This is a genomic window from Solibacillus sp. FSL H8-0523 (genome assembly GCF_038051985.1).
GTDB lineage: Bacteria > Bacillota > Bacilli > Bacillales_A > Planococcaceae > Solibacillus.
This window is the reverse complement of the sequence record NZ_CP150291.1, coordinates 104559-125471: the sequence shown is the minus strand read 5'-3', so window position 1 is coordinate 125471 and position 20913 is coordinate 104559. Positions and strand designations below refer to the sequence as shown.

General features: G+C 45.5%; 10 protein-coding genes, 11 tRNA genes and 5 rRNA genes. 6 read left to right on the top strand and 20 right to left on the bottom strand.

Going from position 1 to position 20913, the window contains the following annotated elements; translation table 11 throughout:
* Positions 1–139: 139 nt before the first annotated feature.
* The 4 genes from NSQ62_RS00620 (at position 140) to NSQ62_RS00605 (ending at position 4205) form a co-directional block, all read left to right on the top strand.
* The gene (locus NSQ62_RS00620) at positions 140–700 is read left to right on the top strand and encodes a GNAT family N-acetyltransferase (protein ID WP_341322020.1); all 561 of its coding nucleotides are present in this window, start codon (positions 140–142) and stop codon (positions 698–700) included.
* 20 nt (positions 701–720) lie between these two features.
* Positions 721–1611 carry a DMT family transporter gene (locus tag NSQ62_RS00615; protein ID WP_341322019.1) on the top strand — a complete coding sequence of 297 codons (891 nt, stop codon included), beginning with the start codon at positions 721–723 and terminating at the stop codon, positions 1609–1611.
* A 133-nt stretch (positions 1612–1744) separates the two neighbouring features.
* Complete coding sequence (gene argH / locus NSQ62_RS00610) at positions 1745–3268, top strand: argininosuccinate lyase (protein WP_341322018.1); 1524 nt, start codon at positions 1745–1747, stop codon at positions 3266–3268.
* Positions 3261–4205, top strand: a complete 945-nt coding sequence (locus NSQ62_RS00605; RefSeq protein ID WP_341322017.1) for a BadF/BadG/BcrA/BcrD ATPase family protein — start codon at positions 3261–3263, stop codon at positions 4203–4205. Before argH ends, NSQ62_RS00605 begins: the two co-directional genes overlap by 8 nt.
* 42 nt (positions 4206–4247) lie before the next feature.
* Here NSQ62_RS00605 and NSQ62_RS00600 read toward each other — a convergent pair whose 3' ends face one another.
* Both NSQ62_RS00600 and NSQ62_RS00595 read right to left on the bottom strand, forming a co-directional pair.
* Positions 4248–4616 (bottom strand): YkvA family protein, encoded by a 369-nt coding sequence (locus NSQ62_RS00600; RefSeq protein WP_341322016.1) that lies wholly within the window; start codon positions 4614–4616, stop codon positions 4248–4250.
* A 103-nt stretch (positions 4617–4719) separates the two neighbouring features.
* On the bottom strand, positions 4720–5457 hold the full coding sequence (locus tag NSQ62_RS00595) for a glycosyltransferase family 2 protein (RefSeq protein ID WP_341322015.1): 738 nt from the start codon (positions 5455–5457) through the stop codon (positions 4720–4722).
* A gap of 268 nt (positions 5458–5725) precedes the next feature.
* Here NSQ62_RS00595 and NSQ62_RS00590 point away from each other — a divergent pair, with 268 nt between their 5' ends.
* Positions 5726–7648, top strand: a complete 1923-nt coding sequence (locus NSQ62_RS00590; protein ID WP_341322014.1) for a tetratricopeptide repeat protein — start codon at positions 5726–5728, stop codon at positions 7646–7648.
* A gap of 40 nt (positions 7649–7688) precedes the next feature.
* On the opposite strand, the gene NSQ62_RS00585 is transcribed toward NSQ62_RS00590, so the two are convergent.
* Positions 7689–8861 (bottom strand): alanine--glyoxylate aminotransferase family protein, encoded by a 1173-nt coding sequence (locus NSQ62_RS00585; protein ID WP_341322013.1) that lies wholly within the window; start codon positions 8859–8861, stop codon positions 7689–7691.
* Between the two features lie 351 nt (positions 8862–9212).
* On the bottom strand, positions 9213–10496 hold the full coding sequence (gene aceA / locus NSQ62_RS00580; RefSeq protein WP_341322012.1) for an isocitrate lyase: 1284 nt from the start codon (positions 10494–10496) through the stop codon (positions 9213–9215).
* A 249-nt stretch (positions 10497–10745) separates the two neighbouring features.
* Between aceA and NSQ62_RS00575 the strand changes: the two genes are divergently transcribed.
* Entirely contained in the window at positions 10746–11381 is a 636-nt protein-coding gene (locus tag NSQ62_RS00575; protein ID WP_341322011.1) for a LytTR family DNA-binding domain-containing protein, read from the top strand.
* Positions 11382–11528: 147 nt separating this feature from the next.
* Here NSQ62_RS00575 and rrf (NSQ62_RS00570) read toward each other — a convergent pair.
* From rrf (NSQ62_RS00570) to NSQ62_RS00495, 16 genes are all read right to left on the bottom strand, one after another.
* A 5S ribosomal RNA gene (gene rrf / locus NSQ62_RS00570) occupies positions 11529–11644 on the bottom strand.
* Between the two features lie 59 nt (positions 11645–11703).
* Positions 11704–14631: ribosomal RNA gene (locus tag NSQ62_RS00565) — 23S ribosomal RNA — on the bottom strand.
* A 123-nt stretch (positions 14632–14754) separates the two neighbouring features.
* A tRNA-Ala gene (locus tag NSQ62_RS00560) sits at positions 14755–14830 on the bottom strand.
* Between the two features lie 37 nt (positions 14831–14867).
* Positions 14868–14944, bottom strand: a tRNA-Ile gene (locus tag NSQ62_RS00555).
* 99 nt (positions 14945–15043) lie between these two features.
* Positions 15044–16598, bottom strand: a 16S ribosomal RNA gene (locus tag NSQ62_RS00550).
* 122 nt (positions 16599–16720) lie between these two features.
* Positions 16721–16796 (bottom strand) — tRNA-Ala (locus NSQ62_RS00545).
* 6 nt (positions 16797–16802) lie between these two features.
* A tRNA-Pro gene (locus NSQ62_RS00540) sits at positions 16803–16879 on the bottom strand.
* Positions 16880–16885: 6 nt separating this feature from the next.
* Positions 16886–16962 (bottom strand) — tRNA-Arg (locus NSQ62_RS00535).
* Between the two features lie 17 nt (positions 16963–16979).
* A tRNA-Leu gene (locus NSQ62_RS00530) sits at positions 16980–17068 on the bottom strand.
* A gap of 6 nt (positions 17069–17074) precedes the next feature.
* Positions 17075–17149, bottom strand: a tRNA-Gly gene (locus tag NSQ62_RS00525).
* A gap of 44 nt (positions 17150–17193) precedes the next feature.
* Positions 17194–17278 (bottom strand) — tRNA-Leu (locus tag NSQ62_RS00520).
* Between the two features lie 18 nt (positions 17279–17296).
* A tRNA-Lys gene (locus NSQ62_RS00515) sits at positions 17297–17372 on the bottom strand.
* A gap of 7 nt (positions 17373–17379) precedes the next feature.
* A tRNA-Thr gene (locus tag NSQ62_RS00510) sits at positions 17380–17455 on the bottom strand.
* Positions 17456–17465: 10 nt separating this feature from the next.
* Positions 17466–17541 (bottom strand) — tRNA-Val (locus NSQ62_RS00505).
* Between the two features lie 11 nt (positions 17542–17552).
* Positions 17553–17668: ribosomal RNA gene (gene rrf, locus NSQ62_RS00500) — 5S ribosomal RNA — on the bottom strand.
* Between the two features lie 116 nt (positions 17669–17784).
* Positions 17785–20712 (bottom strand): 23S ribosomal RNA (locus tag NSQ62_RS00495).
* Together the 16S, 23S and 5S rRNA genes with 11 tRNA genes alongside form the textbook arrangement of a ribosomal RNA operon.
* Positions 20713–20913 lie beyond the last annotated feature (201 nt).

The following is a 20913-nucleotide window of genomic DNA, read 5'->3' as shown; positions in this document are numbered from 1 at the left end:
ACCTCCGACATTATTGTTCTTATTAATTTACCACATAAAAGATATATTCATAAAACTTTATACTATTCTGACAGTAACTCTTTTTCGTGCACTTATCCTATTTTCTGTTATACTTTGTTCGATAAGGAGAGGATTTTACATGACAATTTCCATTCGACAAGCAACACCACAGGATGCAAAAAAGGTGGCTCCTCTAATTTATGATGCCATCGGGGACATTGCAAATAATTTGACCGGAGAGCAAGAATTACCAAGGATTCTCGCTTCTTTAGAACAATTTGTAACCGAGAAAACAAACCGACATAGCTACTTAAATACGTTTGTCGCCGTACAAAACGAGGAAGTTTTAGGTATTGTCGTACTATATGATGGTAAACAAGGTGACATCCTTGATCGTCAGCTCGAAAAGCAATTGGCTTCACAAAATATTCATGTCACATTAGATATTGAAGCGCATGATGACGAATATTATATTGATACAATTTGTGTAGCAAAAAATGCACGCGGTTTAGGTATCGGCACAAAGCTCTTACAATTTGCTGAAAGCCATGGACGCGAACTAGGTTACAAAAAAATCTCATTAAATGTCGAACTAGAAAAGCTCGATGCCCGCCGACTATACGAGCGTACTGGCTACGTCGTAACAGAAGGCTGGACCATTATTAACGAACCGTTTCATCATATGGTGAAACCGCTCTAATAGAATAGGAAGAAACACGAATGAAACATAACTGGATTTACCCGCTGATGATTGTCATCGCTTCAAGTAGCTATGGGATTTTATCAACCATTGTAAAAGTCGCAATGCAGCACGGCTTCACATCAGCCGAAGCGATTACAAGCCAATATCTTTTTGGCTTCTTTTTAGCGTTAATTTTATTTATCGTAACGCAGCGTACTTTACCAAAAGTATCGAAGTCAGGAGCGTTTATGCTGATTTTCGCCGGTACGCTTACTGCAATTACAGGTATGGTTTACGGACAAAGTTTAAATTACTTACCTGCATCACTTGCCGTTGTCATGTTATTCCAATTTACATGGATTGGCCTTTTAATTGATTGCATCATAAAGAAACGATTCCCGAGCCGTATTGAATTCATTTCTTTAGCCCTTTTATTTGGCGGAACGATTTTCGCGGCAGGTATTTTAGACGTCGACCTTTCTCAAATCCCATGGCAAGGTTGGGCACTTGGCTTTGCTGCAGCATTTAGCTTTGCGGCGTTCTTACAAGTAAACTCATACCCTGTTAAAGGGATCACAACCATTGGACGCACATTTATTTTATCAATTGTGTCACTCGCTGTTGTTTCTGTCTTTTTATCACCAGAAATCTTATGGAATGGGCAATTAACAGCTGGCCTTTGGAAATTTGGTTTAGCACTGGGGTTATTCGGAATTATTTTACCGATTCTATTATTTTCTATTGCCGCGCCAAAAGTTGGCGGTGGACTTGTATCGATTTTAAGTGCAATGGAGCTGCCCGTAGCCATTACGGTTTCTGTTATCGTACTAAAAGAAAGCTTAACAATCCTTCAAATTTGTGGGATCCTACTCGTTTTAATCGGTATGACGCTCCCACCATATTTTGCTTCAAAAAAATTAAAAATCTAACGTAATTGGGCGTGTTGAAAGTTAAAAACTTTTAACACGCCCTTCCTTTGTTTTGAATTGCTATAATTTTCTAACAATTGTAAAATTAAGTTATAACAAACGTATTTTACGCTTTGAATGGAGGCAATGTCAGATGTTCTTTCAGGATTTCCGTAAGCAAATTAACGAACAAGAAGGCACTCATTTCCCATCAAATAGCTACCGTCAAATGGTCTTGCAGCCGGCCTATGATGAAGCACGTAAGCACTTTTTGGATTCTATGGTTCAAATTCATATTGCGCATTTAAAAATGCTCGAAGAACAACAGTTAGTAACGTCAAAACACGCGATACAGATTGGCCAGGCCATTGAAAAACTCGATTTAGAATATTATAAAACACACGATTATAACCCACAATTCGAGGATCTATTTTTCCGTATAGAAAATAAACTAATCGAGCTCGGTGGCGATATTTCAGGAAACCTACATATTGGTCGCAGCCGAAACGACATGGGCATTGCGATTTACCGGATGACCTTACGTAAAAAAATGCTACTGCTCATGCAGGAGTTGCTGAATTTACGCAGCTCACTCATCGCCTTTGCAGAGGAACATGTTGAAACAATTATGATTGGCTATACGCATACACAGCAAGCGCAGCCAACAACTTTCGCGCACTATTTAAAGGCCGTGATTGACCAATTGACACGTGACTATAAGCGTATGCAAGCTGCTTACGCGACCATTAACCGAAGCAGCATGGGTGCTGCTGCCCTTACAACAACCAGTTTCCCCATTAGCCGCGAGCGTATGCAAGAATTACTTGCTTTTGACGACATCATTGAAAATGCATGGGACGCTGTTGCTGGAGCCGATTATATCGCGGAAGCCGCAAGCGTTGTACAGCTTGCCGCGCTAAACTTAGGACGCACCTCACAGGACTTTTTACTGTGGGCTACACAAGAATTCAACGCCTTTAAATTAGCTAGCCCGTACGTTCAAGTAAGCTCGATTATGCCGCAAAAGCGCAATCCCGTATCGATTGAACATACACGTTCACTATTATCATCCGTCGTTGGAGACGCTTCTACTGTGCTTCAAATGGTGCACAATACTCCATTTGGCGACATTGTTGATACTGAGGACGACATGCAACCGTATTTATGGCGCGCGGTGGATAAGTTAGTCGGCATTTATAAATTATTTAGTAGCCTCATCGTCACAATGGACGTCAACAAAGAGAATTTATTAAAGCGCGCACAAAATAGCTTTGCCAACGTAACGGAGCTTGCCGATTCACTTGTACGCTCGGAAGAAATCTCATTCCGCCAATCGCATAAAATCGTTAGCCTGTGCGTACGCGAGCTCTTGGCACAAAATGAAGAATCTCTATCTGGTCTCACGTGGCAGCTCGCAAACGAGAAATGTTTAGAAGTAACGGGTAAGCCCTTACAAATTAACGAAATTGCTTTTTACCAAGCGTTACAGCCGGAGCACTTCGTCAATATCCGTACATTAAAAGGTGGGCCTGCCCCACAAACAATGCGTGATTCATTAATACAATCCGAAAATGAATCCGAAGTACTTGAAAAGTGGCTAAACGAAAAAACGAAAGCCATTTTACAGGCCGAAAATCAGCTCGAAACTATTTTAAAGGAGTGGGTTAGCCATGACTAATCGTTACTTATTAGCGCTTGATGGCGGTGCAACAAAAACAACGATGACGATTCGCACTACGGAAGGTCGGGAGCTGTTTAGCGCGACATCGACGAGCTCAAATTATCAAACGGTCGGCACTGAACATGTTCAACATGTATTCACTGGCTTACTGCGTAGTGCCGCGGCACATTTACCAAAGCTACATATCGATGTCGCCGTTTTTGCCGTTTCAGGTGTGGATACCAATCAGGATAAAAAAATCATCGCAGAAATTATCGAGGAAAGTACAGCACGTAGCCCGTTTACATTTGGCCAGATCCTTTTGGAAAATGATGCCGAAGCAACCGTAAAAGGCCTTGGGGAAAATAACGTCAGCCTACTCATCTCTGGCACCGGCGCACTTTGCTATAGCGTCATCGATCACAACACATTCCGGACAGGTGGCTGGGGACATCGGATTGGCGATGAAGGGAGTGGCTACTGGATTGGTAAGCATATCGCAAAGGCCATTTTCCGCGCAGCGGACGGCCGCAACGAAAAAACGGCTTTAACAGAACTTGTGTTACACGGACACAACGTTACGTCTACCGATGAACTGTATAATTTCATTTATTCATCCGACTACACAAATACGCGACTTGCCGAGCTAAGCGCCTATTTACAAAAAGCAGTCGACCAGCAAGATACAGTCGCACAAAAAATTGCGCAGCGAGCGGCCAAAGAGCTTGTGCTGCTTGTTACAACTGCTTTAAAAAATGCGGGTTATCAAAGCGAGACACATACATTATTTTTAAATGGCGGTGTCTTAAAAAACAATTGTTATGTACGAGATGCCATCATCAAGTCACTCAACGAAACGCATCCCAACCTATCAATTCATCTTTGTGAGGAAAAGCCACTAGAGGCAATTTTTAAGCGCGGTGTAAACGAGTTACAGCGTATTCAATTAAATTAAAAATAAGGCTTGTTCGCGGTAAATGCGAGCAAGCCCTATTCATTATTCTTTATTAAACTTCTTCTCAATAAGCTCTTTTGCCTCTAACTTCATCTCATCGGTAATCGACAAATACACTTTCCCTAAAGCCGTTAAAATCACAAAGGCATCATCCGTCAAACCGGCAAGTGGCAAAAAGTCAGCAATTACATCTAACGGCATAATAAAATAGCCTAGTGCTGCTAACACAATTAATTTATTGGATTTAGGCATGTCCGGACTACGCAGTGCTACATAAAGTGTTGCTGCAGCCTCCATCGCCTTTTTCCCTAGACCGCCTCCTACATTCATAAATTTATTTTTAAATTTTTTATCGGAATACTGCTCTTCTGAACCAGCAGTCATTTTCTCGTAATCAAAATTTTCTTCCATGGTTATTCCTCCTTCAAGCATTTTCTATTATTGTACCCAATTGTTTGGAAAATACTTTATCCCGCGTTAGCGGGACGCGAAATTTCAAATTTAAAATCCCCTATTATTTACGTTTACGCTTTGAAAAAGTTTCATCTTGCTTTTTGTCTTTATTAAAATAATTCACCCAAATTTGATGTAATACCTGCTTGTGATTTGTGATTTCATCATAATAAATAATCGAGTTTTTTCGGAGCTTCGCATGCCCAATGGGGACTTCATAAAGTGAAATTTTCCGCTTAATCGCTTCAACAAGCATATTTGTATCATAGCGAAACGACTCCCCTTTCACCTTTAACAGCCACGGTAAAAATTCTATCGGGATATAACGTAGCCCTGTCTGTGTATCAAGCAGCCGCTTTTGAAAAAACAGCTCAAATAGTATCGAGCTCGCACGATTTTGTAACTGGGTAATCAGTGGATAATCCGATCCTTTAAAGTCCCGAATCCCAAGCACGATTCCGTCCGAAAAAATTTTTGTACTTGCCAACACCTGTTCAATATCGAGCACCGAATGCTGACCATGCGCCCCTACTGTTAGCACACCCTTACACCTCAGTGCAGACTTTATTATGTAGTCCATACCCGTTTTTAACGCTCGGCCTTTACCACAATTTTTTTCATGTGTCAGCACCACACATCCCTCGGCAAGTAACTGTTCAAAAATCGCATCATATTTTTTTTCACTGCCATCATTAATGACAATAATCTTCTCAATCGCTAATGTGTTTAATTTTTCTACAAAGTGGACAATCGCTGGTAAAGGATTCAAAGCCGGTATTAACACAATCGCTCGTTCCATTTTGCATACTCCTTTACTAACAATATTTACTAAATTTTATCGATTATTCAGACAAATTACAATGTACAACTTAAGAAAAGTGCTAAAGCGCCCTTTCAGCTCCGAGGGGCAAGCGCTTTAACCTAGACACTGTTATAACGCTAAAATTTTATCCTTTCTTATCTCGCCAAAAAAAGGCCAGCCGGTTCCTTCTTAGAAAAACTCTACATTCCCCAAATAATTCCGATAAAAAGAATACTTAAGAAAATTTGGAAGGAGTGAAATTGATATGGTCAATCGCGACGTTTTAACATCATTGTGCAACACAATCCCAGAAACACATCGTCCATTAACTGAAGCCCTTCAAGGTGCCGCACGTTATACCATTTCAAACCCAAGCCTTTCATTAAAAAAAGCACGTATCGCTCTTAGCATTATTGTACGTGATCTCTATGCAAAGGCCATGAAAAAGGACGGTACAAAAAGCGAAGTACGTACACTCCTGAATAACAAAAATTTCACAGAAAAAATCAACCCACGTCGTATGTATTTATTAATGAATTTAATTCAAAAAATGACTTCGATGAATGCCAATGACTTAATCGATACAAAGGTTGCCAAAATGGTGCTCGACTACATAATCGATGTAACCGATTGGTATATCCATAACCTATCAAAAGGAGAAAAATTAAACCCAGCGGCACTTTTTGATGTCCAAGGCGTACAACCAACACCAACCTCATTTGAACTAGATGACGTTGCACCTCATGATTACGAGGATGCCGCAAAATGGTTTTTAATCGCGGCCGAAGAAGGAAATATTAGCGCTCAGTACAATCTCGGCTTTTTATATAACCACGGGAAAGGCGTCAAACGCAATTACAAAGAAGCGGCCAAATGGTACACCTTAGCAGCCGAGCAAAACGACCCAAACGCACAATATGCACTTGGCGTCCTCTATCAGCTCGGTAACGGGGTTGCGCAAGACGAGCAAAAAGCGGCTGAACTGTACAAGCTCGCGGCAAATGCCGGCAACTCAGATGCGCAATATAATCTTGGTTCGTTATATAACCAAGGTAAAGGCGTCGCGCAAAACTTTCAACAGGCCGCCAAATGGTATGAACAAGCGATTACACAAGGCAACACAAGTGCCATGAACAACCTCGGCTTTTTATATCATAATGGACAGGGTGTCGAAAAAAACGATGCAAAATCAGCTGAATTATTTTTACTAGCCGCCAACGCTGGGGATGCGAGCGCTCAATATAATCTCGGCTATTTGTATGCAAAAGGCCTTGGCGTTGCAAAATCTTACGGGGATGCAGCATGTTGGTATTCAGCCGCAGCGATGCAAAATCATACAAGTGCACAGTTCCAATTGGCGCTCCTTTATCAATCGGGGCAAGGCGTTTTAAAAAGTGAGGAAGAAGCAATCAAATGGCTCACACTCGCCGCCAATCACGGGCACACAAATGCCCAGTACACACTCGGATTGCTTTATAAACAGCATCATACAAAGCTTTCAAACACCCAGGCGATTGAATGGCTAATAAAAGCCGCAGCTAGCGAGCATGTGAGTGCCAACTATGATTTGGCGATGCTCTATTTAGAAACAGGTCACCACGAAACAGGTCTGAAATGGCTCAAACGTGCTGCTATTCAAAACCACGCACAAGCACAGCTACAGCTCGGCTTTTTAGCGTTAGGTGACGAGCAAACACTGCCAAACTATATAGAAGCGTTTAAATGGTTTCAATCAGCAACCAACCAAAATCTTGCAGAAGCTGAATTCCAGCTCGGACTTCTTTATGAAAAAGGCCGTGGCACACCAATTAATTACGACGAAGCCCGCCGCTGCTACCGTTTAGCTGCCGAGCAAAATCATATTGACGCACAATATCATTTAGGCAATATTTTCGATAAGGGCCTTGGTACAAAGCAAGATGCTAGCGAAGCCATCAAATGGATTACACATGCAGCAAAAGGTAATCATATCAAAGCTCAGTTTCAGTTAGGGCAAATGTATGCCAATGGAGAAGGCGCCGCACAAGACTACCAAGAAGCAGCAAAATGGTATCGCGTCGCCGCTCAGCGTGGTCATATTAAAGCACAATTCCAACTAGGGATGTTTTATAAGAAGGGCCTTGGCGTTGCACAGGACTATACCGAAGCAACAAGGTGGCTCAAGCAAGCAATTGAACAGGATTTATAACATAAAGAGGAGGCGCCCAAATTAGGGTACCTCCTCTTATTTATGCTTGTACCGCTTCCATTGTTTCAGAAAACACGCGTACAGACTGCTCAGTATTTACATCTAATCCTTGTTCTTGTAACGCTTCACCAATCGCAATAATTCCTTCTTCAAGCATCGCTGCTGTTGTATTCCCCATATGTCCGATACGAAACGCCTTGCCTGCTAAATGCGCGAGTGCCCCTGCAACAATGACTCCACGACTTGCTAAGCTCACACGGAATGTTGCATCCTCCACACCTTCTGGATACAACATACAGCTTAATGTCGGTGCAGCCACGTCTTCATTTGCAAGTGCGGTCATACCATAAACGCCAAGTGCCGCACGCACCGCCTTACCAAACGCCACATGACGCGCCTCACGAGCCTTCATACCTTCTTCAAGAACGATTTGTAAGGCGACATCTAATGCGTAAATTAAGTTCACTGGCGGTGTTGCAAAATACATAGCCGGGTTGCCCATAATCGGACGCCAGTTGTCAATATCCGCATAATAAGCTGGGATCGTTTCCATCGCCGCACGTGCTGCAAGAGCCGTTTTACTAAATGCCACAAGTGCTAATCCAGGTGGAATCCCAATTGCTTTTTGTGAGCCAGTTAATACAACATCAATTTTATAGGCTTCATGTCCACCATAAGCTTTACTCATATCCTCATCCATTGCGGCAGTAGCAACAACGCCATCCACAATGGCAAGCGCACCACTCGCTTTAATAATCGGAATAAGCGTGTCTAAATCTGAAGCCACTCCTGTAGACGTATCCGCGTGCGTAATCGTCACCGCTTTATACGCTTTTTCTTTTACTTTTTGCTCGACTAAAGCCGGATCCACACGTTTGCCCCATTCAGACTGAAGCACATCGACTTCAATGCCAAATGCTTTAGCAAGCGGTGTGAAACGGTCCCCGAAGTAGCCATGACTAATAACAAGTAGACGCTCACCACGTGCCACGGTGTTGACAATGGCCATTTCCATTGCGAGTGTTCCTGAACCCGCCACAATATACACTTCGCCATCTGTACGGAAAAGCTTTTTCGTATTTCCAATTGCTCGTTTAAATACTTCAACAAAGCGTGGATCCGTATGTCCTCTTGTTTCACTTGCTAACGCATCATAAATTTCATCAACAACCGGTGTTGGCCCTGGTACAAGTAATAGCTCCTGATTTTTCATGCGATGATCCCCTTTTGAGAATAAGAAAATGCCCTTCTAGCCCCATCCTAACTAGAAAGACATTCTCTTCAATTTATTTAATACCCCTAAGTTTTACATTTATCTAATGGGAGGCAAATCCCAAGCTAACCCGCTTTCCAATTCGGTTTAGCGATTTATAGTAGAGAGATGTTCAAAGTGTGTATCCATGAGTGGAAAAATGTTAATGCGCTACTTATCGAATTTTCATTTGGACTTTGCTTCGGCATAACAAAGTTCTACTAAACGACCGTTCCCCAACAGTGTTTTAAAAATAAGTGTTCGCCCATTAATATTTTTGTTATTTAAATACCCCGTTTATGCAAATCAATCTTAAACAAATTGCTCTGTCTCAGTAGATCCAGACATAGCAGTTGTAGACGATGTACCACCCGAAATTGTTTGTGATACTTCATCAAAGTAACCAGTACCAACTTCACGTTGGTGACGAGTTGCTGTGTAACCTTTTGATTCTGCAGCAAACTCAGCTTGTTGTAATTTTGAGTATGCAGCCATACCATTATCTTTGTAATCATGAGCAAGCTCGAACATACCAAAGTTTAAGCTGTGGAAACCAGCAAGTGTAATGAATTGGAACTTGTAACCAAGTTTTCCTAATTCACGTTGGTACTCAGCGATTTCTTCATCTGATAATTTTGCTTTCCAGTTGAATGAAGGCGAGCAGTTGTACGCTAACATTTTACCTGGGAACTCCGCATGAATTGCTGCTGCGAATTCACGTGCTTCCTCTAATGATGGGTGAGATGTCTCACACCAAATTAAATCTGCATACGGTGCATATGCTAAACCACGAGCAATTGCTTGCTTAATACCTGGTTTCGTACGGTAGAAACCTTCTGGCGTACGCTCACCCGTAATGAAATCAGCATCACGCGGGTCAATATCACTCGTCACCATATCTGCTGCATCTGCATCGGTACGAGCGATTAAGATCGTATCAACGTCCATTACGTCAGCCGCAAGTCGAGCTGCAATCAAGTTACGTACCGCATTTTGTGTAGGAAGTAATACTTTACCACCTAAGTGTCCGCATTTTTTCTCAGAAGCTAATTGGTCTTCTAAGTGAACGCCTGAAGCGCCTGATTCGATCATACCTTTTACTAGTTCGAACACGTTTAACGGACCACCAAAACCTGCTTCCGCATCTGCTACGATTGGCGCGAACCAGTCGAAGCCATCTTCACGGCCTTCTGCATGATCGATTTGATCAGCGCGTTGTAGTGCTTGGTTAATACGTTTCACTACTGCTGGTACAGAGTTTGCTGGATATAATGATTGGTCTGGATACATTTGACCAGAAAGGTTTGCATCAGCCGCTACTTGCCACCCCGATAAGTAGATTGCTTGTAAACCCGCTTTTACTTGTTGTACCGCTTGATTACCAGTTAAAGCACCTAACGCATTGATAAACGGCTCTTCGTGTAAAGAGTTCCATAAACGAGCTGCACCCTTTTTAGCTAATGTTTGCTCTTGGATTACTGAACCTTGTAGCTTTACAACCTCTTCAGCTGTATAACCACGCTCAATACCCTCCCAGCGTTTGTTTTCTGCCCATGATTTTTGTAAAGCTTCAATTCTTTCTTGACGAGTTGTCATAATCATTTCCACCTTCCCCATTGTGTATAAAAATTCTGTTAAAAAAACAATAAACTTACTGTTCCATAACAGGTGTTCTTCATGTAACATAATATATAACAGAATAATTAATTTTTCATTATTTTCTGATAAAATAACTGTATTGGATGACGAAATACTAAATAGGAAGGATGAATTACAAAATTTGTATAATACAGAAGGGGTGGAGTACATTTGAATTTAAAGAATATAGACGTGGGGAAAAATGTATTGGAACAATATAAAGTTATTTTAGAAGATTGGATTCCGAGTGATGCCTCGATAGCAATTGCAGTAAATGATACGTACATTTACTTCCGTTCAGGCCATCATAACTTTTCATTAACAATGGGTTCACGTGTCCCTGAAGACAGCATTGCTTATAAAGTATTACACGAAAAGAAAAAAATTGATGCGGTTATGGACAACACGCTATTTGAAACACCCTACTACGCTATAGGATACCCCATTACAATTAATAATGAATTCGGTGCCTTAGTCGTTGTCTTACCTCCTCTATTCAAAGTAGAAGGGCCAGATCTGTATCAATTTTTAACTGGCAAACAAGACGAAGACTGGATTCCTGTTCCAATCGAACAAATTTCCTACATCGAAAGCCTACAAAAACGTACTTGGTTCTATTCAAATAAACAGCAATACAAAACGACAGTTACGTTAAAGGAATTACAAACAAGGCTTCCAGGTACATTTATTCGCATTCATCGTTCTTATATTATTAACATATTTTTCATTAAAAAAATCACACGTGATGTCGCATCAAACTTTATCATTCAATTAAAGGATGGAAATGAACTACCTGTGAGCCAATCTTATATTAATCAATTACGTACAGTTTTAGAATTTTAACTTAATCTAGCACCCCATCTTAATAGAGGTACAGAAGTTTTTCGAGTACACTTGAGAAAAATCTGGACGCAATTACATCGAGGCGTAATTGATTATGCATTATTGAAAACACAAAAAAACCACTGATTTCTCAGTGGTTTTACGATTACCTAGCGACGTCCTACTCTCACAGGGGGAAACCCCCAACTACCATCGGCGCTAAAGAGCTTAACTTCTGTGTTCGGTATGGGAACAGGTGTGACCTCTTTGCCATCATCACTAGATTATTTGAAAGAATTATTCTTTCAAAACTGGATAAACGTTTCATTGATGTTCATAAATTGTGGTTAAGTCCTCGACCGATTAGTATTCGTCAGCTCCACACATCACTGCGCTTCCACCTCGAACCTATCTACCTGATCGTCTTTCAGGGGTCTTACTTACTTGCGTAATGGGAAATCTCATCTTGAGGGGGGCTTCATGCTTAGATGCTTTCAGCACTTATCCCGTCCACACATAGCTACCCAGCGATGCTCTTGGCAGAACAACTGGTACACCAGCGGTGTGTCCATCCCGGTCCTCTCGTACTAAGGACAGCTCCTCTCAAATTTCCTACGCCCACGACGGATAGGGACCGAACTGTCTCACGACGTTCTGAACCCAGCTCGCGTACCGCTTTAATGGGCGAACAGCCCAACCCTTGGGACCGACTACAGCCCCAGGATGCGATGAGCCGACATCGAGGTGCCAAACCTCCCCGTCGATGTGGACTCTTGGGGGAGATAAGCCTGTTATCCCCGGGGTAGCTTTTATCCGTTGAGCGATGGCCCTTCCATGCGGAACCACCGGATCACTAAGCCCGTCTTTCGACCCTGCTCGACTTGTAGGTCTCGCAGTCAAGCTCCCTTATGCCTTTACACTCTACGAATGATTTCCAACCATTCTGAGGGAACCTTTGGGCGCCTCCGTTACTCTTTAGGAGGCGACCGCCCCAGTCAAACTGTCCGCCTGACACTGTCTCCTACCCCGCTAAGGGGCATGGGTTAGAAGTTCAATACAACCAGGGTAGTATCCCACTGACGCCTCCTCCGAAGCTGGCGCTCCGGGATCTCTGGCTCCTACCTATCCTGTACAAGTTGTACCAAAATTCAATATCAGGCTACAGTAAAGCTCCACGGGGTCTTTCCGTCCTGTCGCGGGTAACCTGCATCTTCACAGGTACTATAATTTCACCGAGTCTCTCGTTGAGACAGTGCCCAGATCGTTACGCCTTTCGTGCGGGTCGGAACTTACCCGACAAGGAATTTCGCTACCTTAGGACCGTTATAGTTACGGCCGCCGTTTACTGGGGCTTCAATTCGCAGCTTCGCTTGCGCTAACCACTCCTCTTAACCTTCCAGCACCGGGCAGGCGTCAGCCCCTATACGTCACCTTACGGTTTTGCAGAGACCTGTGTTTTTGCTAAACAGTCGCCTGGGCCTATTCACTGCGGCTCTCTCACGCTTGCACGCTAACAGAGCACCCCTTCTCCCGAAGTTACGGGGTCATTTTGCCGAGTTCCTTAACGAGAGTTCTCTCGCACACCTTAGGATTCTCTCCTCGACTACCTGTGTCGGTTTGCGGTACGGGCACCTCTCACCTCGATAGAGGCTTTTCTTGGCAGTGTGAAATCAGGAACTTCGTCCATACGGACTCGTCATCACAGCTCAATGTTAAAGTATGCGGATTTGCCTACATACACACCTTACTGCTTGAACACGCGCAACCAACGGCGTGCTTACCCTATCCTACTGCGTCCCCCCATTTCTCAAACGGTGAGGAGGTGGTACAGGAATATCAACCTGTTGTCCATCGCCTACGCCTATCGGCCTCGGCTTAGGTCCCGACTAACCCTGAGCGGACGAGCCTTCCTCAGGAAACCTTAGTCATACGGTGGACGGGATTCTCACCCGTCTTTCGCTACTCATACCGGCATTCTCACTTCTAAGCGCTCCACCAGTCCTTCCGGTCTGACTTCAACGCCCTTAGAACGCTCTCCTACCACGCATCCTATTGGATGCATCCACAGCTTCGGTGAATCGTTTAGCCCCGATACATTTTCGGCGCAGCGTCACTCGACCAGTGAGCTATTACGCACTCTTTAAATGATGGCTGCTTCTAAGCCAACATCCTGGTTGTCTAAGCAACGCCACATCCTTTTCCACTTAACGATTACTTTGGGACCTTAGCTGGTGGTCTGGGCTGTTTCCCTCTTGACTACGGATCTTATCACTCGCAGTCTGACTCCCGTGTATAAATATCTGGCATTCGGAGTTTGTCTGAATTCGGTAAAGCGAGATGCCCCCCTAGTCCAAACAGTGCTCTACCTCCAGTATTCTCAATCACGAGGCTAGCCCTAAAGCTATTTCGGAGAGAACCAGCTATCTCCAGGTTCGATTGGAATTTCTCCGCTACCCACACCTCATCCCCGCACTTTTCAACGTGCGTGGGTTCGGGCCTCCAGTAAGTGTTACCTCACCTTCACCCTGGACATGGGTAGATCACCTGGTTTCGGGTCTACGACCACGTACTAATTCGCCCTATTCAGACTCGCTTTCGCTGCGGCTCCGTCTTCTCAACTTAACCTCGCACGTAATCGTAACTCGCCGGTTCATTCTACAAAAGGCACGCTATCACCCATTAACGGGCTCTAACTACTTGTAGGCACACGGTTTCAGGATCTATTTCACTCCCCTTCCGGGGTGCTTTTCACCTTTCCCTCACGGTACTGGTTCACTATCGGTCACTAGGTAGTATTTAGCCTTGGGAGATGGTCCTCCCGGATTCCGACGGAATTTCACGTGTTCCGCCGTACTCAGGATCCACTCAGGAGGGAATAACTTTTGGGCTACAGGGCTTTTACCTTATTTTGCGGACCTTTCCAAGTCGCTTCGCCTAAATCATTCTTTTGTAACTCCGTATTGAGTGTCCTACAACCCCAAAGAGCAAGCTCTTTGGTTTGGGCTCTTCCCGTTTCGCTCGCCGCTACTCAGGGAATCGAATTTTCTTTCTGTTCCTGCAGGTACTTAGATGTTTCAGTTCCCTGCGTCTGTCTCAAACACGCTATGAATTCACGTGAGTGTACTATCCGATTAAAGATAGTGGGTTCCCCCATTCGGAAATCCCCGGATCAAAGCTTACTTACAGCTCCCCGAGGCATATCGGTGTTAGTGCCGTCCTTCATCGACTCCTAGTGCCAAGGCATCCACCGTGCGCCCTTATTAACTTAACCAAAAGTTAAACTTAAATCAAAAGATTTAAGATTTTAAGGATATTGCACGACCAATTTCTTGATCTATTGTTTGTTTATTACTTATCAATGTCGTTTTATCCAGTTTTCAAAGAACAAAAAAATTGGTGGAGCCTAGCGGGATCGAACCGCTGACCTCCTGCGTGCAAGGCAGGCGCTCTCCCAGCTGAGCTAAGGCCCCAATATTATGGGTATAAGAGGTATATAAAGAATTTATATGGTGGGCCTAAATGGACTCGAACCATCGACCTCACGCTTATCAGGCGTGCGCTCTAACCAGCTGAGCTATAGGCCCTCTTAGAAGTATATAAAATTCATTCATAAACCTTCAAAACTGAACAGCAAACGTTAATGAGTATCTTCTCCAAGAGAAGATTTCCGAAATAATCCTTAGAAAGGAGGTGATCCAGCCGCACCTTCCGATACGGCTACCTTGTTACGACTTCACCCCAATCATCTATCCCACCTTCGGCGGCTGGCTCCATAAAGGTTACCTCACCGACTTCGGGTGTTACAAACTCTCGTGGTGTGACGGGCGGTGTGTACAAGGCCCGGGAACGTATTCACCGTGGCATGCTGATCCACGATTACTAGCGATTCCGGCTTCATGTAGGCGAGTTGCAGCCTACAATCCGAACTGAGAACGATTTTATCGGATTAGCTCCCCCTCGCGGGTTGGCAACCGTTTGTATCGTCCATTGTAGCACGTGTGTAGCCCAGGTCATAAGGGGCATGATGATTTGACGTCATCCCCACCTTCCTCCGGTTTATCACCGGCAGTCTCCTTAGAGTGCCCAACTAAATGATGGCAACTAAGAACAAGGGTTGCGCTCGTTGCGGGACTTAACCCAACATCTCACGACACGAGCTGACGACAACCATGCACCACCTGTCACCGTTGTCCCCGAAGGGAAAACTGTATCTCTACAGTGGTCAATGGGATGTCAAGACCTGGTAAGGTTCTTCGCGTTGCTTCGAATTAAACCACATGCTCCACCGCTTGTGCGGGCCCCCGTCAATTCCTTTGAGTTTCAGTCTTGCGACCGTACTCCCCAGGCGGAGTGCTTAATGCGTTAGCTGCAGCACTGAGGGGCGGAAACCCCCCAACACTTAGCACTCATCGTTTACGGCGTGGACTACCAGGGTATCTAATCCTGTTTGCTCCCCACGCTTTCGCGCCTCAGTGTCAGTTACAGACCAGATAGTCGCCTTCGCCACTGGTGTTCCTCCAAATCTCTACGCATTTCACCGCTACACTTGGAATTCCACTATCCTCTTCTGCACTCAAGTTCCCCAGTTTCCAATGACCCTCCCCGGTTGAGCCGGGGGCTTTCACATCAGACTTAAGGAACCACCTGCGCGCGCTTTACGCCCAATAATTCCGGACAACGCTTGCCACCTACGTATTACCGCGGCTGCTGGCACGTAGTTAGCCGTGGCTTTCTAACAAGGTACCGTCAAGGTAGCGCCAGTTACTACGCTACTTGTTCTTCCCTTGCAACAGAGTTTTACGAACCGAAATCCTTCTTCACTCACGCGGCGTTGCTCCATCAGACTTTCGTCCATTGTGGAAGATTCCCTACTGCTGCCTCCCGTAGGAGTCTGGGCCGTGTCTCAGTCCCAGTGTGGCCGATCACCCTCTCAGGTCGGCTACGCATCGTTGCCTTGGTGAGCCGTTACCTCACCAACTAGCTAATGCGCCGCGGGTCCATCCTATAGTGATAGCCGAAACCATCTTTCAACTTCAAAACATGTGTTTCGAAGTATTATCCGGTATTAGCTCCGGTTTCCCGAAGTTATCCCAGTCTATAGGGTAGGTTACCCACGTGTTACTCACCCGTCCGCCGCTAAATCAGAGAGAAGCAAGCTTCTCTAATCATTCGCTCGACTTGCATGTATTAGGCACGCCGCCAGCGTTCGTCCTGAGCCAGGATCAAACTCTCCATAATAGTTAGTTTGAAAGCTCATTTGCTTTGCTAGCGATCCAACTAATTAAAGTTGAAATCTATTGTTTGTTTCATTTAAGAAACTTGTTTTTCATTAACGTTGCTTGTTCAGTTTTCAAGGTTCATGGTGGAGCCTAGCGGGATCGAACCGCTGACCTCCTGCGTGCAAGGCAGGCGCTCTCCCAGCTGAGCTAAGGCCCCATAAAATGGTCGGAATGACAGGATTCGAACCTACGACCCCTTGGTCCCAAACCAAGTGCTCTACCAAGCTGAGCTACATTCCGGAAAATTGGTGCGCTCGACAGGACTTGAACCTACAACCTTCTGATTCGTAGTCAGATGCTCTATCCAATTGAGCTACGAGCGCAATTATTTATTTAAAAATGGTGCCGAGGGCCGGAATCGAACCGGCACGGTGATCACTCACCGCAGGATTTTAAGTCCTGTGCGTCTGCCAGTTCCGCCACCCCGGCATTTTTTGGAGCGGAAGACGAGGTTCGAACTCGCGACCCCCACCTTGGCAAGGTGGTGTTCTACCACTGAACTACTTCCGCAAAATGCATAAGCTATTTTTATCTGACAGTATATGAAATTAAAATGGTGCGGGTGAAGGGAGTCGAACCCCCACGCCTTGCGGCGCTAGATCCTAAGTCTAGTGCGTCTGCCAATTCCGCCACACCCGCAGCAGACAAATATAAAACTGGTGAGCCATGAAGGACTCGAACCTTCGACCCTCTGATTAAAAGTCAGATGCTCTACCAACTGAGCTAATGGCTCTCTAAAATGGTGCCGGCGAAAGGAGTCGAACCCTCGACCTACTGATTACAAGTCAGTTGCTCTACCAACTGAGCTACACCGGCATTTTAGAAATGGTGGAGGATGACGGGCTCGAACCGCCGACCCCCTGCTTGTAAGGCAGGTGCTCTCCCAGCTGAGCTAATCCTCCTGGGTAATACAGCCTAGCGACGTCCTACTCTCACAGGGGGAAACCCCCAACTACCATCGGCGCTAAAGAGCTTAACTTCCGTGTTCGGTATGGGAACGGGTGTGACCTCTTTGCCATCATCACTAGACTATTTTATTGTAAAAGACAATATTTATTATACTACACTATCCTTAAAAGTCAAGTGTTTTTAATAAATTTTATTCTTTCAAAACTGGATAAACGTTTCATTGATGTTCATAAATTGTGGTTAAGTCCTCGACCGATTAGTATTCGTCAGCTCCACACATCACTGCGCTTCCACCTCGAACCTATCTACCTGATCGTCTTTCAGGGGTCTTACTTACTTGCGTAATGGGAAATCTCATCTTGAGGGGGGCTTCATGCTTAGATGCTTTCAGCACTTATCCCGTCCACACATAGCTACCCAGCGATGCTCTTGGCAGAACAACTGGTACACCAGCGGTGTGTCCATCCCGGTCCTCTCGTACTAAGGACAGCTCCTCTCAAATTTCCTACGCCCACGACGGATAGGGACCGAACTGTCTCACGACGTTCTGAACCCAGCTCGCGTACCGCTTTAATGGGCGAACAGCCCAACCCTTGGGACCGACTACAGCCCCAGGATGCGATGAGCCGACATCGAGGTGCCAAACCTCCCCGTCGATGTGGACTCTTGGGGGAGATAAGCCTGTTATCCCCGGGGTAGCTTTTATCCGTTGAGCGATGGCCCTTCCATGCGGAACCACCGGATCACTAAGCCCGTCTTTCGACCCTGCTCGACTTGTAGGTCTCGCAGTCAAGCTCCCTTATGCCTTTACACTCTACGAATGATTTCCAACCATTCTGAGGGAACCTTTGGGCGCCTCCGTTACTCTTTAGGAGGCGACCGCCCCAGTCAAACTGTCCGCCTGACACTGTCTCCTACCCCGCTAAGGGGCATGGGTTAGAAGTTCAATACAACCAGGGTAGTATCCCACTGACGCCTCCTCCGAAGCTGGCGCTCCGGGATCTCTGGCTCCTACCTATCCTGTACAAGTTGTACCAAAATTCAATATCAGGCTACAGTAAAGCTCCACGGGGTCTTTCCGTCCTGTCGCGGGTAACCTGCATCTTCACAGGTACTATAATTTCACCGAGTCTCTCGTTGAGACAGTGCCCAGATCGTTACGCCTTTCGTGCGGGTCGGAACTTACCCGACAAGGAATTTCGCTACCTTAGGACCGTTATAGTTACGGCCGCCGTTTACTGGGGCTTCAATTCGCAGCTTCGCTTGCGCTAACCACTCCTCTTAACCTTCCAGCACCGGGCAGGCGTCAGCCCCTATACGTCACCTTACGGTTTTGCAGAGACCTGTGTTTTTGCTAAACAGTCGCCTGGGCCTATTCACTGCGGCTCTCTCACGCTTGCACGCTAACAGAGCACCCCTTCTCCCGAAGTTACGGGGTCATTTTGCCGAGTTCCTTAACGAGAGTTCTCTCGCACACCTTAGGATTCTCTCCTCGACTACCTGTGTCGGTTTGCGGTACGGGCACCTCTCACCTCGATAGAGGCTTTTCTTGGCAGTGTGAAATCAGGAACTTCGTCCATACGGACTCGTCATCACAGCTCAATGTTAAAGTATGCGGATTTGCCTACATACACACCTTACTGCTTGAACACGCGCAACCAACGGCGTGCTTACCCTATCCTACTGCGTCCCCCCATTTCTCAAACGGTGAGGAGGTGGTACAGGAATATCAACCTGTTGTCCATCGCCTACGCCTATCGGCCTCGGCTTAGGTCCCGACTAACCCTGAGCGGACGAGCCTTCCTCAGGAAACCTTAGTCATACGGTGGACGGGATTCTCACCCGTCTTTCGCTACTCATACCGGCATTCTCACTTCTAAGCGCTCCACCAGTCCTTCCGGTCTGACTTCAACGCCCTTAGAACGCTCTCCTACCACGCATCCTATTGGATGCATCCACAGCTTCGGTGAATCGTTTAGCCCCGATACATTTTCGGCGCAGCGTCACTCGACCAGTGAGCTATTACGCACTCTTTAAATGATGGCTGCTTCTAAGCCAACATCCTGGTTGTCTAAGCAACGCCACATCCTTTTCCACTTAACGATTACTTTGGGACCTTAGCTGGTGGTCTGGGCTGTTTCCCTCTTGACTACGGATCTTATCACTCGCAGTCTGACTCCCGTGTATAAATATCTGGCATTCGGAGTTTGTCTGAATTCGGTAAAGCGAGATGCCCCCCTAGTCCAAACAGTGCTCTACCTCCAGTATTCTCAATCACGAGGCTAGCCCTAAAGCTATTTCGGAGAGAACCAGCTATCTCCAGGTTCGATTGGAATTTCTCCGCTACCCACACCTCATCCCCGCACTTTTCAACGTGCGTGGGTTCGGGCCTCCAGTAAGTGTTACCTCACCTTCACCCTGGACATGGGTAGATCACCTGGTTTCGGGTCTACGACCACGTACTAATTCGCCCTATTCAGACTCGCTTTCGCTGCGGCTCCGTCTTCTCAACTTAACCTCGCACGTAATCGTAACTCGCCGGTTCATTCTACAAAAGGCACGCTATCACCCATTAACGGGCTCTAACTACTTGTAGGCACACGGTTTCAGGATCTATTTCACTCCCCTTCCGGGGTGCTTTTCACCTTTCCCTCACGGTACTGGTTCACTATCGGTCACTAGGTAGTATTTAGCCTTGGGAGATGGTCCTCCCGGATTCCGACGGAATTTCACGTGTTCCGCCGTACTCAGGATCCACTCAGGAGGGAATAACTTTTGGGCTACAGGGCTTTTACCTTATTTTGCGGACCTTTCCAAGTCGCTTCGCCTAAATCATTCTTTTGTAACTCCGTATTGAGTGTCCTACAACCCCAAAGAGCAAGCTCTTTGGTTTGGGCTCTTCCCGTTTCGCTCGCCGCTACTCAGGGAATCGAATTTTCTTTCTGTTCCTGCAGGTACTTAGATGTTTCAGTTCCCTGCGTCTGTCTCAAACACGCTATGAATTCACGTGAGTGTACTATCCGATTAAAGATAGTGGGTTCCCCCATTCGGAAATCCCCGGATCAAAGCTTACTTACAGCTCCCCGAGGCATATCGGTGTTAGTGCCGTCCTTCATCGACTCCTAGTGCCAAGGCATCCACCGTGCGCCCTTATTAACTTAACCAAAAGTTAAACTTAAATCAAAAGATTTAAGATTTTAAGGATATTGCACGATCAATTTCTTGATCTATTGTTTGTTTATTACTTATCAATGTCGTTTTATCCAGTTTTCAAAGAACAAAGCAGCTGACTTCAATCACTTCATGACTGAACTTCGCTGAATTCACTTCATGCAGCTTTGCGACGATAGCGCTAGCGACAGGAG